This window comes from Trichormus variabilis 0441 (assembly GCF_009856605.1).
In the GTDB taxonomy this organism is placed as follows: Bacteria; Cyanobacteriota; Cyanobacteriia; order Cyanobacteriales; family Nostocaceae; genus Trichormus; species Trichormus variabilis.
The window spans coordinates 4,005,778-4,020,649 of record NZ_CP047242.1 but is presented as its reverse complement, the minus strand read 5'-3'; the positions used below and the strand labels follow the sequence as shown (position 1 = coordinate 4,020,649).

General features: G+C 38.5%; 13 protein-coding genes. 3 read left to right on the top strand and 10 right to left on the bottom strand.

Annotated features, from left to right (window positions below; translation table 11 throughout):
- Window positions 1-30 precede the first annotated feature (30 nt).
- From dndE to dndC, 3 genes are all read right to left on the bottom strand, one after another.
- A complete protein-coding gene (gene dndE / locus GSQ19_RS16350) occupies window positions 31-432 on the bottom strand; it encodes a DNA sulfur modification protein DndE (protein WP_011318996.1) in 402 nt (133 codons plus the stop codon).
- Between the two features lie 11 nt (window positions 433-443).
- Entirely contained in the window at window positions 444-2,432 is a 1,989-nt protein-coding gene (dndD, locus tag GSQ19_RS16345) for a DNA sulfur modification protein DndD (RefSeq protein WP_011318995.1), read from the bottom strand.
- A gap of 118 nt (window positions 2,433-2,550) precedes the next feature.
- Complete coding sequence (dndC, locus tag GSQ19_RS16340) at window positions 2,551-4,251, bottom strand: DNA phosphorothioation system sulfurtransferase DndC (RefSeq protein ID WP_011318994.1); 1,701 nt, start codon at window positions 4,249-4,251, stop codon at window positions 2,551-2,553.
- Between the two features lie 157 nt (window positions 4,252-4,408).
- On the opposite strand from dndC, the gene GSQ19_RS16335 reads away from it, so the two are divergent.
- The 3 genes from GSQ19_RS16335 to GSQ19_RS16325 all read left to right on the top strand — a co-directional run bounded on the left by GSQ19_RS16335 (window position 4,409) and on the right by GSQ19_RS16325 (window position 8,768).
- Window positions 4,409-6,007: a DGQHR domain-containing protein gene (locus GSQ19_RS16335; protein WP_011318993.1), complete on the top strand. Its 1,599-nt coding sequence runs from the start codon at window positions 4,409-4,411 to the stop codon at window positions 6,005-6,007.
- Between the two features lie 80 nt (window positions 6,008-6,087).
- Window positions 6,088-6,768, top strand: coding sequence for a GIY-YIG nuclease family protein (locus GSQ19_RS16330; protein ID WP_011318992.1), 681 nt, complete (start codon window positions 6,088-6,090; stop codon window positions 6,766-6,768).
- 5 nt (window positions 6,769-6,773) lie between these two features.
- Window positions 6,774-8,768 (top strand): ParB N-terminal domain-containing protein, encoded by a 1,995-nt coding sequence (locus tag GSQ19_RS16325; protein WP_011318991.1) that lies wholly within the window; start codon window positions 6,774-6,776, stop codon window positions 8,766-8,768.
- 55 nt (window positions 8,769-8,823) lie between these two features.
- On the opposite strand, the gene GSQ19_RS16320 is transcribed toward GSQ19_RS16325, so the two are convergent.
- The 7 genes from GSQ19_RS16320 to GSQ19_RS16300 all read right to left on the bottom strand — a co-directional run bounded on the left by GSQ19_RS16320 (window position 8,824) and on the right by GSQ19_RS16300 (window position 14,788).
- Complete coding sequence (locus GSQ19_RS16320) at window positions 8,824-9,285, bottom strand: DNA phosphorothioation-associated protein 4 (RefSeq protein ID WP_011318990.1); 462 nt, start codon at window positions 9,283-9,285, stop codon at window positions 8,824-8,826.
- Between the two features lie 108 nt (window positions 9,286-9,393).
- Entirely contained in the window at window positions 9,394-9,615 is a 222-nt protein-coding gene (locus GSQ19_RS30030) for a Uma2 family endonuclease (RefSeq protein WP_235622531.1), read from the bottom strand.
- Window positions 9,572-9,946, bottom strand: coding sequence for a Uma2 family endonuclease (locus tag GSQ19_RS16315; protein WP_235622530.1), 375 nt, complete (start codon window positions 9,944-9,946; stop codon window positions 9,572-9,574). Before GSQ19_RS16315 ends, GSQ19_RS30030 begins: the two co-directional genes overlap by 44 nt.
- Window positions 9,947-10,011: 65 nt before the next feature.
- Window positions 10,012-10,578, bottom strand: coding sequence for a Uma2 family endonuclease (locus GSQ19_RS16310; RefSeq protein ID WP_041456750.1), 567 nt, complete (start codon window positions 10,576-10,578; stop codon window positions 10,012-10,014).
- Window positions 10,579-10,739: 161 nt separating this feature from the next.
- Window positions 10,740-12,812: an AAA family ATPase gene (locus GSQ19_RS16305; RefSeq protein ID WP_011318988.1), complete on the bottom strand. Its 2,073-nt coding sequence runs from the start codon at window positions 12,810-12,812 to the stop codon at window positions 10,740-10,742.
- A complete protein-coding gene (locus tag GSQ19_RS29765) occupies window positions 12,809-12,982 on the bottom strand; it encodes a hypothetical protein (RefSeq protein WP_011318987.1) in 174 nt (57 codons plus the stop codon). Before GSQ19_RS29765 ends, GSQ19_RS16305 begins: the two co-directional genes overlap by 4 nt.
- A gap of 327 nt (window positions 12,983-13,309) precedes the next feature.
- Window positions 13,310-14,788 carry a DNA phosphorothioation system restriction enzyme gene (locus tag GSQ19_RS16300; RefSeq protein WP_011318986.1) on the bottom strand — a complete coding sequence of 493 codons (1,479 nt, stop codon included), beginning with the start codon at window positions 14,786-14,788 and terminating at the stop codon, window positions 13,310-13,312.
- Between the last annotated feature and the right edge of the window lie 84 nt (window positions 14,789-14,872).

Sequence of the window (14,872 nt, the reverse complement as noted above, 5' to 3'; positions counted from 1 at the left end):
AATGTATCAACCTGCGATCGCATTGCATAGCTAACTCATATTATTTCTATCTTTGATTGCTAGCTCAATTAAATCTTCAATTTTCTTGATATTTGGGTCGCCTGCTAAATAACCGATACCACGATGTAAATGTAGGCGGAATTGAGTTGCTAGGGTTTCTTTATCTGTGGGGTAACCGTCATTGTGACAGCGCTGCTTAAGGGCGAGGAGGAGAACATCTGAGATTTCACCGCCAAAAACGCGCCATGTCATTTCGACGTTGCTATCTTGGGGAATGGGGACGGGAGAAGGTGGAGTTGTTTCGGCGAGGGAACGACAAAAAGCCCAACGACAGAGGATATTCCATTGGTCAATTTTGGTATTGCGGCGGAGTTTTAATAATTGGTCTTTAGCAGTTTGCGAGAGTTTAATTCTTTCGATTGGCGATTCCATAATAATTTGTATTACCAAAAATATTTATTTTCTATAACCGTTGTTTGGCGGGTTTTGGAGTTGTATTGCAGGAGATATTCACGGGCGATCGCCTCATTACTTCTCAGGGTTTCTACTTCCTTTTTCCCAATCTCCGTATCCGTAGATAGGAGAATTACTTGATGGCTGGCGGAGGGAAAGTACTTCTCTACTAGGTTTTGGCGGTGGGATGAATCTAGTCTACCGAGGGGTGTATCGATAGCTACGGGTAAACGCAGACCAGAGACTTTGGCTAATCCCCAGAGAAAGGCGATCGCTAATAGTTGTTTTTCCCCTGCTGATAAACGATGCTTGGGGACTCGTTTACCATCAAAATCAAACAGAGATAAAGCAAAGGTTTTAGTATCAATAGTCAGGCGATATACTAAATCTGATTTATGCAGTAGGTAGAGGAAACAATTCTTCACTTCTTCCTCTAGTTTATTGAGTTTTCGCAGAGTTAATTTTTCCCGAAAAATCTTAAGAGTTTCTTGCACTTTAGCAGCAGAAGTAATAATATGTCCTCTATTTTTAGTGTCAATATTTTTATCAGTATATTCTTTCAATTCCTTCTTTGTTTGTTCAATAGAGTCTGCTAATTCTGATAAAGTACGGCGAGTTGTTTCATAATTAGCCTTAGATTGAACCACCTGATTTTGCGCTTCTTCTACAGTCTCGCGTAGCTTTTGATAAGCTTCTGGTTCTGCTGCTGTCTGCACTTGTCTAGCTAACACAATCAATTCTTCTTCTATACTTTTAAGATTAGCTAATTGCTGCTTTGCTAAAACTTTAGCATTTTTTAAGTGATATATAGAATTATCTAACTGACTCAAACTTTCTTCATCAGCTAATAACCAAGGTAATTCTTTCTGAGCATAACCTGTATACAAATTATCCACATCTTCCACTAAAAAAGATTGGATTTTATCGACCTGTTCAGAACCAATCGCTAATTTATTTAACCATTGCAATAAGCGTTTATCTCTCTCTAATAAAACATCTCTAGCTAATTGTATCTGTTGATAGCGAAATTCTTTTGCTCCCTGAGTTTGTACTTGACTCAATAAATTAGGAATTAACGCCAACGGTAAAACCTCAGCAGCTAATTCACACATTGACTGTCTAATATTCTCGGCGGCGGTGGATTTTTCCTTTTGTTGTTGTTCTAGCTGATTGCGTTCGGCAGCAATTTTACCACCTTCAGAAACGAATTTATCTAAAGCTTCTCGCTGTATAGTTTCTAATTCTTCAATTTCATTTTTAAAAGCTGCTAACTTTTCCGCTATAACTTGATAATCTTCTTGCTGTGATTTTAACCTCTTCTCAATTTCTTCCAGTTCCTCTAAATCTTTATTTTCAGCCAGTTCCTTACGTTTGCGATTGACTAAAATCTCTAAGTCAACAGCTAATCTATCCGCCAATTCTAAACCCAACAATCCACGAATAGCTTCAATCACAATTTGTGGTGGTGTGTCCTGTTCCGCCAGTTCTTTAACTTGTTCCCCATCAAATAAAAATAAATTAGAAATACCCAAAGGGAGAAGATTTTCTATATAATCATCCCAGATATTCACCAGAGAATCCACAGGCCAGGTATCATCATCACCTAAAATTCCTAGTGCATCTTTACCATCTTTAGGGTTTTTTTCCCAAGTTCTGACAATCCGATATTTTATTGGTTTATCATCTTCAATATGTTCAAAAAGCAACTCAACCCGCGTTTTTTCCGTAGGGTTAGCTTGACTATTAACGCATTGAGTTAAAAAATCACCATAACTTAAATTTCCACGGGTAGAACATTGGGCGCGTTGTCCATATAAAGCAAGGCGTATGGAATCCATGAGTGTAGTTTTTCCGCCTCCATTCATCCCTCCTAATAGAATAATTGGGTGAGGATTGTCTTCAGTTCTTGGGTCAAGATTGATTACCTGTCTACCGACGTAGGGGCCAAAGTTTTGTAGAACGAGTTCAAGAAATATCATTAATCTATGTTCAACCCATATAGATGGGTTTAATATGTTGAAAAAAAATTAATCCAGCCGTAACAAAGGTGTTTATCAGCCTTTATTTAGGAGATGGTGACGATGATGAAGAACCAGCTTAAGACTTTGTCTCTTTATTTTTGAATTTCTTATTCCCCCAAGCCTTCGCCTTAGCCACAGGTTTTGTAGTATTCTTTGCATCACCTTGGGTATCGGGTGCATTCGTAATTGGAGCAGATGCGATGGTCTCCGACCGACAGTCGGTCATCGCTTGTTCATTAGGTACGGCAAAGTCAGCTAAAGTTAGCTGCTTGACTTTTTGGATATCACCTTGTTCAACTGCTTTTTTCAAATCCCGTTTCAAATGAGCATTGTCAACAGCTTCTTTTTTAGAACGGGAACTTGTAGTAAAGCATTGTTCTAAAGTTTCGTAGATTCCTATACGACGAGACATTTTTCGGTATTGGCGTTCTGTGTCTAAAAGTTTTGCCACTAGTTCCAAGTGCATACCATCGCCTGCACAAATTTCTTCTAACACAGACCATTCATCGCTACCTAATAGACTCAGGTCAGCGCCAGGACGTGGGTCTTTAAATTCTTCACCAGTGACTTCTTGATAAATGCGGGGTAAGCTATCATCAAATTCGTGTTTTTCTTCTAACCAAATACGACGAATTTCGCTCAGTTCTTCCAGAGATATCAGAGTAATATCACGCATATCTTCTGGTGCTGTGCGGCGTATTTTTGTCTGCGCTTCTAGTAATTCTTTTAACCAGGATTCCCGCCAATATTTAGTATATGGGCCTGGTATTGGTTCGACAGAAGTTTTTCCATTCTTATTGCGTTCAAATAATTGGACATCTCCCCAAATTCTTCTGAAGTCTCGTTTATCCCTATCATCTTTAGCATCCAGTTTATTACGAAGGTCTAATAGAGGCTGCATCCATTGTTTTTCTTCGTCATTCTGGATCATTGCCTGCATCGATTTATCTTGACTAACTAGTGTGCAAACCCAACAGCCAAACCGAGAATCACCACAGCTAGGAGTTGAAGTATCAATAACTAGTGGACATTCGTTATCTGCTGTTGCACCTCGATACAAATTGAATAATTCTTTATTGCTTTTTCCCCAGGGGTTTTCACACTGATTTAAGTAAATCCACACTTCATTATTGCTCCAATCTTCAATAGGAGTATAGATGAGAGAATTAGGCAGACTAGCGTTAGGGCTAAGTCTATCTCGTACCCTACCTGCTTGATGCTTTTTCATTGTGGCAGCACGTTTAGTACTTTCTGCTTTACGAGTACCCAAGACAAGAATTGTTTCACCATTAGTTCTAACTATTTGACGTATAAATTGATTAGCAGGATTGATTTTCAAGCGTGGTGTACACCAGCGAAACTGGTTACGTGGTGCTGGATACCCTTTACCAATGAGATTTACCCAAAACGTGTCCTCAATTACTGGTTGCAGCAAATGTGGACTAATTGGCATTCCTTTCTCTTGTGCAGCAGACTCTAGCTGCTTCATTGATTGACGAACCCAAGCAGAAACAATAGGGTTTTCTACCTTAGTGTCCGTTGTAATAACGTGGATAGTCTTAGTTCTTTTGTCAGGCGGGAGAGCCGCGATCGCATTCCAAACAAGCTGCAAAACTGTACTAGAGTCTTTGCCCCAAGATACGCCTATAATCCAGGGTATTTCATCTAAACAATACAATTCTTGAATTTCAGTAGTCAGGACTTGGATCTCTTCCACTAACTCTGCTAGAGTACGTGTCTGCTGACCTTTATTTTCTGCTTGTTGTGCTTCTGTCATTGCTTCCTACCTCTGGACATTTGGGCGTTACCGCTTTTTTTAACCCCAGCGTATGGAATGCGCGGGTTGCCAAAAAGTTTTTAAAAACTAATTTATTAGTATCTAACTTTTTGGACAAGATAGCTACATTAGGGGACTAAGTTTTTAAAAATTAATTATGAGAGATACTACATCTGATCTGACTGCTGATATTGCTAAAGACTACCTAGAGCAAGAAATCCAGGAAAAACAGCTACTATCTTCTCTTTTAGAGAAATTTTTAGGAAAAAAAGACCAAATTCTCGTTCAAAAAACTGAGATGGGTGGTGTAGAAACTTATGTAGGGTCTGTCACTCTGGAATGGTTTGCAGGTAGGGTTCAGTTTGCCTCTGGTTTACCTCTGCTGCAAAAAAAGTATAATGCAGAGACTGATAACATCGAAATTGACGCAGATAGTATTGAAGAAATTCAACAGCGTCCCCTTGACTGGTCACGTCAAGCACCCCTTGTTCAGTATTTAGCAGCTAGAAAAAATCATAAGTTTCCACCAGTCCTAGTGGTAATTAATCAGTCTTGGGTAGATAAGCACAAAGCTGATGAATGGGATAGTGAAGGACGTGCGAGAAAATCTACTACTGATTTTACACCCCTAGATCAAGATGGTAAGGTCGGCTTGCTTAATGTGTCTGAGGATAACGTCAGCATTTACGCATTAGATGGACAACATCGGCTGATGGGAGTGCAGGGGTTGATAGAGTTAATCAAAACTGGCAAACTCCAACGATATAAAAAGGATAAAACTGCTGATGATAGTTTTATTACGGTCTCAGATTTGCTAGAGCAGTATCAAGTAGACCCCGATTATTTACAAAGCTTACCCAAAGAAAAAATAGGTATTGAGTTCATTTGTGCGGTGAATGTTGGAGAGACTCGCACCGAAGCAAGACGACGGGTGAGGTCAATTTTTGTTCATGTGAACTTGATGGCTGCACCGTTAACTAAAGGTCAGTTGGCGCAGTTAAATGAAGATGATGGTTTTGCAATTGTGGCGCGAAAAATTGCAGTTACTCATCCGCTTTTAGAACAAAAACCAAATCGTAAGCCCCGCGTTAATTGGAATAGTGCAACAGTCGCAGCAAATTCTACAGTTTTGACAACTTTGCAAGCATTGCAAGATATGTCAGAAAGATACTTGGGTCAAAAATTCCCGCATTGGAAACCTTTTGAGAAAGGTTTAATTCCCATGCGTCCAGAAGATGAAGAAATTGAAGAGGGAATTGCAGAATTCACCAAACTCTTTGATAACTTGGCAAGCTTACCTAGTTATAAAATTTTGGAACATGAAGATACACCTATCTTACGACGTTTCAGTTTTGAAAAAGGAGGCGGTGAAGCAAACATACTTTTTCGTCCTGTAGCACAAGTGGCTTTGGCGCAAGCTTTAGGATTTTTAGTTTTTAAAAAAGGTTTGTCTGTAGCCAGCATTTTTAAGAAGTTACGCAAGTTTGACCAACAAGGGGGTTTTACTGGTATGGAATACCCTCAATCTCTGTGGTATGGAGTATTGTATGACCCTAATAAAAAGCGAGTGCAGGTTTCAGGAAAGGAATTAGCGACGAAGTTATTAATTTATATCCTTGGCGGAATTCAAGATTCTATGGAACGTGCTGAACTCCGTAAAGCTTTGGCTAATGCTAGGACTGTAGAAAATAAAACAATTGGGTTTGATGGTGAGTTTGTTGAACCAAAAGAAGTAGGACTTCCAGCTACTCTCTAACGATAAATATTTTAATTTTCTCACATCTATGAAATTTTTCTGTTACACTGATACATGAAAGTATAAAAGGAGTCTTGTTTGTGGCATGGTTACACGGCGATACTGCTGTGCATCATCTGAGTGAAAATGTTGTTTTGTACGATTTAGCGCAGATGCGCGGAAATGTTTCTATTCTAAGTCGCATCCCAAATAATATTGGTGGTGTGTATGCTTGGTATCGTCGTTTTGAGATTGAACCGAATGCAGTAAACGATCCTGACATCTTCGTTAACTATATTCTTAAAGAACTTAATAAGGAGCATTCGGCTTCAAGAGAAACAAGACTTCCGCCTATACATAAAATCAAACTAGAACCAGACACTTGCTTTTCTAAAGAGTCTTTACTTAAAGAGTTAGCGATTGATTCTTCCTTTCGGGAAATGCTTTTTATCCTTTTAAGGAATTCACTGATATTTCAGCAGCCACTATATATAGGAAAAGCAAATAATTTCTACTCTCGAATTCGTAGTCATCTTAGTGAAGGTAGCATTTTACGTGAACGTCTAGCTACTGCTGGACATAACATTAATAAATGTAGACTTTTAATCATTCACACATCATATAGCACTTCAAGTAGTGTTCCAAATAATCTGAATGAAAACAACGACTTAGAGAATGAATTTACTGAAGAGTCTGAATACTCTGAACTTGCTACAGAAAAACTAGTTGAAGATATATTATCTAGACTATTTCTTCCATCATTTACTCTTAGGTATGGGTAACAAATATGTTGATATTTTCAAAAAATGAAGGAAAAGCCCGATTCAATAAACCTCTTTATGGTTTAACAGGTAACTACACATTATCAGAAGGTATAGCGCTTCCCTATTTTCTTTCATTAGTTGAAATTAATCGGGCTATTGATGAACTAAAGATAGCCGAACAAATTCCTGCTTCTTTATACACAAAATGGTCTCTGAAAGAGCTTTTCCAACGAGAAATAGATGAAAAGAGAGTAGAAGACGAGATTGTTAAAGGCTACCTTTTAGATCCAAAAAAGCTTAAGTTTTTTAATGCAATTACTATTGTATTAATGCCGAAGGGCGCAGATGGTAAAATCCAAGATAATTTCGATGATTCCATAAATATCGAGCCGCCTCCTATCCCTTGGGATGGTACTGATCCTGATGATGCACAATGGAATAACCCACAAACAAAGATTGCTAACTTTGGTGGTGTCCAATTCCTTTCTTTCGGACTCTCTGCTAGACTCCGATGGGATGAAGATCGAGTATTGGCAGTAGCTGTAGATGGACAACATCGTCTTTGGGCACTTCGTACTTTCCGTGAAGATCAAAAGTTTCGTGGTGGTACTCTCCGTACTGTTGAACAACAAACCAAAATTCCGGTATTGTTCGTTTTGCTTCATTCTGATGCTGGTTTCCAAAACGTTCAAAGTGAAGGGGACTATTCCATTCGAGGAATTGCTCGTGAATTATTTACCGATTTAAACAAAAATGCTAAGACAGTGGATAAGGCTAGAGAGCTGATTCTAGATGACAAAAGTCTTAGTGCACAATGTGTAAGAACATTACTAACAAAAAGTACTGCTCAGGATGCGAAAGATAGGCTGCCTCTGTCTCTCGTTCGCTGGCAAGAAAATTTAAATCGATTTGATAGTTCCTACTACTTAAATTCGTTGGTTCATTTGGATTTGTTAGTTTCGGCGATATTGGATTTAAAGCCACCACGCGATCCAATGGAAAAAAAGCAGGTATTCGATTTCATTGACAGTATTGATTCTGCACTTGGTATTGATGATAGAGAGATTCATTATGAAGGACGTTCTCTCCGAGAATATTATATGGAAGATTATTGTGATGAAGATGGAGAACCTGTTACACCATTTACAAGAATACCAGAGAATTATCTTAATTCAGCAATAGAAGGCTTTAAAGTAAATTTTCGCCCCTGGATGCTTAAACTTCTACTAGATTTTAAACCATATCGAGAAGTACTCAAATATGCGCGAGAGCATAATTTAATTGAGGGAACTTTTGGTAGGTTTCAAGCTCAAACCAGTAAACATAAAGGTATCATTAGGGAGCAGGAGATTGCTAGAGATGGCGATTGGAATAAACGAGAAATACTAGCTCATCAAGATTATATTGCTAGTATTAAAGACAATCAATGGGCTTTTAAGGCTATATTTCAAAAGGCAATGATTCGTTTAGGAAAAATAGTAGAATTTGACTATAAATGTAAAGATACAAACTTAGGTGATATTAATGATGTTTTGAAATTTTTAGATAGGTTATATGATAAAAATATTCTTAGAGTTGATGCTAACTTGCCAGATTATCCATTTCGTCTATGGACATTTATAGCCACAAACCCTGGAAACGAAAAAATCAAAGTTAATAAAGCAGTAGAAGATAGAATATTTTCCTTATTATCCTTGTGGTACTTCGGTTCTCGAAAAACGGAACTTGACATTGCCAATGGTTATCAATTTTTATCGAGACGCAAGCTACTAAACTTTTTTGGTGCAGAGACAAACAAAGCTCAATGGCCTGGTTGTACTGATGCTCATAGAACATTATATAAGGGTTTTGATGTTGTTACCTTTTATGGTAGAGAACACGAAAAAATGAAGAAAGAGCAAAAAGAAGATATGGTTCGTGATAGATTTTCTGCTATACTTGCTGCTGGTTTACCAGAATTAAAAGACCAACGTTCATTTCAGCAAGAATCAGAAGCAGATGATGAAATTGATTCTTAAAAAGAATATAAAGTCTACTAAAATTAGCTTTTTAAGGCTTTCTATGTAAAATAATTTAGGAGAGAAATTTACTGAGATTAAATTCCTCTCCTTCGCCCTCATTATTAAATCTTTCAAAACTAAGAATTAACAGCAGTCGCTCACAATAATCTACTGCTCCACGAAGTTCATTTTGTATAATTTCCAGCCCACCATTAGCATATTCTTCAAGAATATGGATACGTTGCTCGTCAGCCATATCATCATTATCAAGAATTTTAATGTCTTTTGCTTCAGTGATGGACAATAAATTAATCAACAGCGCAAAGCTACTGGTAAAATAATCCTGCCGTAATGGAGATAAATCTTTAGAAATTACTTCTAAAGGAACTCGCTTCTTATGCTTTGCGCCTAATGCGGCTGCAAAAACAATGACTTCTACATAAGTTTGAAAAGGCCCGGTTGTGTCTTTTGATGCTAAAAGCGATTTCACCAACTCAGCCTTATCTTTAGCAACCCTGATTCTGTTTGCAGCCATGACTTGAATATCTACTTTGTTGCTATTTTAACGGAAAGGTACAAGTGTCACTTCTTATAATTTTATACCAAGTAAAAGAGCGATGGGTTGCGTCTACGCCCACACTGTCTACATAAACAAATTATCTACTGGCATAAACCATCCTGGTAATGCAGGTTCAGCTTCTGCTACTTCACCACGGTGATCAACCTGCATTTGTTCTGGGTTGTCAGCACGATACACTCTAATCACTTCCTCCTTGAGTACATCTACGTCCCACACTACCAAAGTACCAGCCGCAAAATAATCACGACGTTTTTTTTGCCATTTCTTCCTCGGCTTTATCCCCATAATCATTTTCACTTCTCACTTCAACCGCGAACACAGGCGCACCATTCAGAAACTTTCCACCTGTAGGTTGTCCACGATAAAATGCAGCATCAGGACTTAATGAACGTCGATGAGGAAGATTAATCAGGAAGCCAACATTGTCAGGCAAAGCATAACCGCTTTTTGTCAGACGTTCATAGTCCCGCAGACTTGCATAAATTTCACCCCCAGCACGTCCTGGTAAAAATCCAGTTGGAGACATCAGCACTAATTTTCCATTGACAATTTCCGCTTTACAATTGTTAGGCAATCTGTACAAATCTTCAATAGTCGCCTCAGTTTTGATATTCATGAACCACCTAATAAGAAGTGCAGATAATTTTAATTTAACAATCACTCCTCGTTTCTGCGTGAAAGTTAACCCAAAAACACATCCTCATAAACCAGAGATATGGGAAATCGAAAATCAACACTCTGCAAATAAACCTCGTTTCCCTCTTCGTAAGAATACAACTCCCAAATACAGTTTTTATTTAACCGAAAACAATCTAAATTGATTTTTTCTGCATCAATTAGGACATATTCTTTTAGGGTTTGAATGCGGCGATATTGCTTAAATTTAGCACCTCGGTCATAAGCTTCTGTACTTGGAGATAAAACTTCGACAATTAGACAAGGATACTGAAGAAATTTAATGGCTTGTCTATCTCTTTCATCACAACTCACAACAACATCAGGGTAATGAAACGACATACCCTCAGATACTGCTACTTTCGCGTCAGACATAAAAGCACGACAGTAACCACCGCGTACATGGCTTTTTAATGCTGATGCTAAGTTTAAAGCAATAGTAGTATGAGGAAGAGTTCCCCCAGTCATGGCAAAAACTTCACCATTGACATACTCATATTTAATATCTTGGCGTTCTTCCCATTCCAGATATTCTTGAGGAGACATATAATTCCGGTCTGGACTTGCAACCATAACCAACTCCTTTTTCTCAACTGCACTAATAAAAACTCTCCGCGCCCCTCCGCGTTTCCCTCCGCGCCCCTCTGCGTTTAAAAACATTAATTCTGCACCCAACTTCACGAGGAATCGCTATAAATAACCTCTCAAATTTATGTATGTTTTATCTGCGAATATCACCACTCCCTCTCTACCACTATCACCTCGGTATATTCAAATTCATTCGGGCTTTGTTTCACCAAAGGATATCTTCCCCCACCCAATTCAATATAATCTTGTTCACAATCTGGCTTAGAAGAGTAGTAAGTCAGCACATATTCCCTACCAATTCTATCTGTCATCTCTGTTTCCACTTCTCCCCGCCATTGAGTTTTTGTGACTAACACTATTAACTGATTAGCTAACTCCGGTAATGTTTGAGCAATGCGTCGGCGATAGGTTTCATCTAAACTTCCAAATGGGGAATCCATGACGATGGGAAAAGTACTGCTATCGGGTACTGTTAAGATTTTGCGTTTTTCGCTCCAATCTCTAACTTTATCAATAATACTGGCAATAAAAGACAAGCTCAGGATTTGGTTTTCACCAGTAGAGGCTGCAACTGATGCTTCCATTCCTGATGTACTTTCTACAAGAGTCAATTCATATTTATCACTGATTTTAGGTACATAAGGCGTAAAAGATACGGAGTTAAATATCTCTTGCAAGCGCTTTTCTAATTGCAGTCGAAACTGATTTTCTTGGCGATTTCTGACTTCTGTTAAGCGTTCAATTGCGTCTTGTGTAGCGTTAATCCGCCTTTGTGCCAATAACTGCTTTTCTTCATTGAGCTTTTGTTTAGCAATTTGTTTAACTAAAGCATCAATATCAGCCTGTACATGAGAAATTTCTTGCTGATTTGCACCTTGTTCTCTATTTAATTCATCAATTTTACTTTCAATCTCATCTAACCGCTTTTGTAAACTGCTAATTTCTTCGTTAGCGTCTTTGCGTAAGCGTTCTTGAATAGTTTCTAATTCGTTTTCAACTTGAGATATATTTTGCCGTAACTGATTGATTCTCGCTTGTTCCTTATCAACTTCTTCCCAAAATACGATCGCTTGTTTATCAATTTCGTCTACTTGAGCGCTCATGCGAATTGCTGTTTCTTCCACCGCCGAGGAACCTGCTTGATTTAACCAGAGACTCACATTTGTGTGAGCATGATTACCTTCATGTAATTCTGCACCACAAATACAGCGTTGGGACTTTAATAATTCATGAATAAATTCTCGTGAAATGCCAGAGGTTAAGTCACCTTGTTGCTTAAGTTGATTTATAATCGTCCGAAACTGGGCTGTAGTATCTGATAATAATACTGTGTAACCCCGTGCAGAAATAATTTTCTTTAGTGATTCTCTAGTTTGTCTGAGGCTTTCTTGATTGGAGTTTTTTTGATTTTCTAGTTCTTGTCGTCTTTGTTGCAGTTCCTTGGCTGCACTTAATTCTTGTAAACGATTACCCGTTTCTTTCTTAAAGGTCTGTTGATATTCTAACTCTTGCTTAATTTCTGTTTGTCTGGTGTGAATGCGTTCAATTTCCTGTTCTAGTTTCTCTTGTTCACGCAACAGCTGTTTAATCTCGGAGTCACCAATTGCTTTTAACTCATTTTCTAAACTTTTTTTAGCTTCACCTAAATGTCTGATAGAACGGTTAATTACTTCCACACCCAAGAAGATTTTAGTCGCTTCGGCAATTTCCGCTTTTTTATCAGAACGCACGATTTCTTCTATGCGTTCGCCGTCAAAGAAAAAATATTGATGTAAGCTAACTGGTAAAATCTGTCCAATGATTTCTTCTGGTTGTTGGCTGGGGTAATACCATCTGCCATCATCCCCAGCTACCTGCATGAGTAATTCTGTTTTACCCACAGCAAAGTCGGTTTTATTTTTATAGCCTTTACATTGGCGTTTGACGTTGTAGCGTTTACCTTCGTGTTCCCAGTTAATCTCTACCCAACATTCTACAGCTTGTCCGAGTTTAGCTTCAGCGATCGCTCTTTTATTCACCAGTTGTTCTATCGAGGCAAACGCTGCACTAAACTTCTCATATAATACCCACGTAAAGGCATTCAGTAAACTAGTTTTACCTGAGCCATTATTCCCATGAATAATCGTAGTGTTAAGAACATCTCCTCCAGCAATAACTATCTCTGGTGTTCTGCCATAAAAGGAGCGAAAATTGCATAGTTTAATTGAAGTCAGCTTCATTGCACCGCTTCCTTCACAATTGTCAAAATATCATCATTGATGGGGCTATTGCTTTTTTTATCTAGTCTGTTTTTTTCCAGATGCCATACCCGCTCAATAATTTGCCGTACCTCCGGCGGTGCATTAATAATTGGCTCCTGAACATCATCAATATTTTGCTCTTGAGACATCTTAATTCGGCAATAGGTTATGCTTTATTCTAGTCTTCCCCACCGTTGATTTTACCTCAGTAAAGCTACTATTACTCTTATCTTTAATTTAGGCGGATTATGCTCAGAAAATTCTCAATGTTTTTGGTAAAAATGACTTTATTTTTGTACTGTTAACTGATATGCTTAACTACATAAAGTCAATCTTGATCACAATGGAGTATTTGTCGCTTTAAAAATTTTACTTACATCCTATTATGATCAAGATTATCTTCGCATATTCACTACAAATATTTTCAGCTAGTGAACAAAATTTTACAAAATTAAACATAGAAGAATGAGTAATAACTAAACATCTAACAATCCATATCGCTTTTGTAAATCCAGTAACTTGATGCGAGCTTCACCAGCGTTATCAGCTAAATCGGCAAACTCCACAAAGCGCCGCAACTCTTTTCTTAACAGATTGCGTTCAACTTCTATAGTTTCCCTATCCAAATCTGGCGGTAAAACAATCATGTCGTAGATAGTAGCCCTTTCCTTACTCGGATGAGGACGTAAAACCCTACCCCGTCGCTGAATAAACTGACGAGGATTACCAGAACTGGATAAAATCACCGCCGTTTGAATTGCTGGAATATCCACCCCTTCATCTAAACAACGAATTGCCACTAAACCTTGTAATGCACCGCTTTCAAATTGACGACGTAAAATTTCTCTTTCTTGTAAAGATGTTTGGGCTGTGTATGTACTTACCTTATAGCCTAATTCTCCGCCCAGAATTTTTGCCACAGCTTTGAGTTGATGCAGAGATGAACGTTGTCCTGTTTCTAGGGAACCATCACTACAATAAAAAAGCGTATGAGTGGTTTCTCGGCGAGTAGCCATTAATTGACGTAAAGCATTTAATTTATTTGCTGCTGCACCAATTAATCTGGCGCGTTGCATTAATAAAGGCTTTAAATCTTCGTTATCTTCAAAATTAGATGATTCGCCATTATTGCGTTCTCTATATAATAGCGATCGCCCGATACGTTTAGTTAGTTTCAAATAAGCAATACTTTCCGCCTCAGTTAACTCTACTAAGATGGGATAATATAGGTAATGTACCAAAGCACCTTGAGCGATCGCATCCCGTAAAGTAAACTCCGGCTGTAACACTGGGCCGAAGTAATCAAATAAAGATTGGGTACCACCATCATCAAAATATCTTTCTGGTGTCGCCGATAAAGCCAACCGTAAACCCACCCGCCGAGGTAAACTTTCTTCTAACTTAGGTGCGCCTAAATTATGGGCTTCATCACCAATAATTAAAGTCTTCGCTGGAAAATACTTGAGTTGTGACTGAAACCCATCCCCAATTAAGGTGGAATTGGTAGTAATCACAGTCACAAAACCTTGAGAACCAGAACGCAGATTGTAAAGTTGGGTAGAAAGTTGACTTTGCCAACTGCGTAAATTCTCAAAGGCTAGTATAGGTCGTAAATTAAACTTTTCACATTCTCGCCCCCATTGTGTCACCAAATGACGATAGGGACACACCACCAACAACACCTGTAAACTAATCTGCTGGTATAACTCGCAAGTAATCGCCAGTGCAGTTATGGTTTTCCCGCTACCAGTCGCCATCTTCAGCGTTCCTCGGCCATTGTTCGCAAACCAGTTAGTCATAGCTTGACGTTGATACTGGCGCAACTGCACAGATAACGGCATTCTAGGACACCCTGGTAATGGCTGAGTCTGATAACTACCTTGGCTTTCCCTGACAGATGGTAATTTGAGCCGGAAAGCAGGAAATTGCTGCACTGGTTCTTGCTTCAGGTACATAATACCAATTCAAAATTCAAAATTTCTAGGATTGGACATTGACAAGATGAGAAGGATGAGGGAAACAAGGTAGGTGAAATTCTT

Bases quoted from the DNA above. Each gene is read 5' to 3' on its own strand.
- dndE (WP_011318996.1), bottom strand. From the start codon at position 432: ATGGAATCGCCAATCGAAAGAATTAAACTCTCGCAAACTGCTAAAGAC.
- dndD (WP_011318995.1), bottom strand. From the start codon at position 2,432: ATGATATTTCTTGAACTCGTTCTACAAAACTTTGGCCCCTACGTCGGT.
- dndC (WP_011318994.1), bottom strand. From the start codon at position 4,251: ATGACAGAAGCACAACAAGCAGAAAATAAAGGTCAGCAGACACGTACT.
- GSQ19_RS16335 (WP_011318993.1), top strand. From the start codon at position 4,409: ATGAGAGATACTACATCTGATCTGACTGCTGATATTGCTAAAGACTAC.
- GSQ19_RS16325 (WP_011318991.1), top strand. From the start codon at position 6,774: ATGTTGATATTTTCAAAAAATGAAGGAAAAGCCCGATTCAATAAACCT.
- GSQ19_RS16320 (WP_011318990.1), bottom strand. From the start codon at position 9,285: ATGGCTGCAAACAGAATCAGGGTTGCTAAAGATAAGGCTGAGTTGGTG.
- GSQ19_RS30030 (WP_235622531.1), bottom strand. From the start codon at position 9,615: ATGGGGATAAAGCCGAGGAAGAAATGGCAAAAAAAACGTCGTGATTAT.
- GSQ19_RS16315 (WP_235622530.1), bottom strand. From the start codon at position 9,946: ATGAATATCAAAACTGAGGCGACTATTGAAGATTTGTACAGATTGCCT.
- GSQ19_RS16310 (WP_041456750.1), bottom strand. From the start codon at position 10,578: ATGGTTGCAAGTCCAGACCGGAATTATATGTCTCCTCAAGAATATCTG.
- GSQ19_RS16305 (WP_011318988.1), bottom strand. From the start codon at position 12,812: ATGAAGCTGACTTCAATTAAACTATGCAATTTTCGCTCCTTTTATGGC.
- GSQ19_RS29765 (WP_011318987.1), bottom strand. From the start codon at position 12,982: ATGTCTCAAGAGCAAAATATTGATGATGTTCAGGAGCCAATTATTAAT.
- GSQ19_RS16300 (WP_011318986.1), bottom strand. From the start codon at position 14,788: ATGTACCTGAAGCAAGAACCAGTGCAGCAATTTCCTGCTTTCCGGCTC.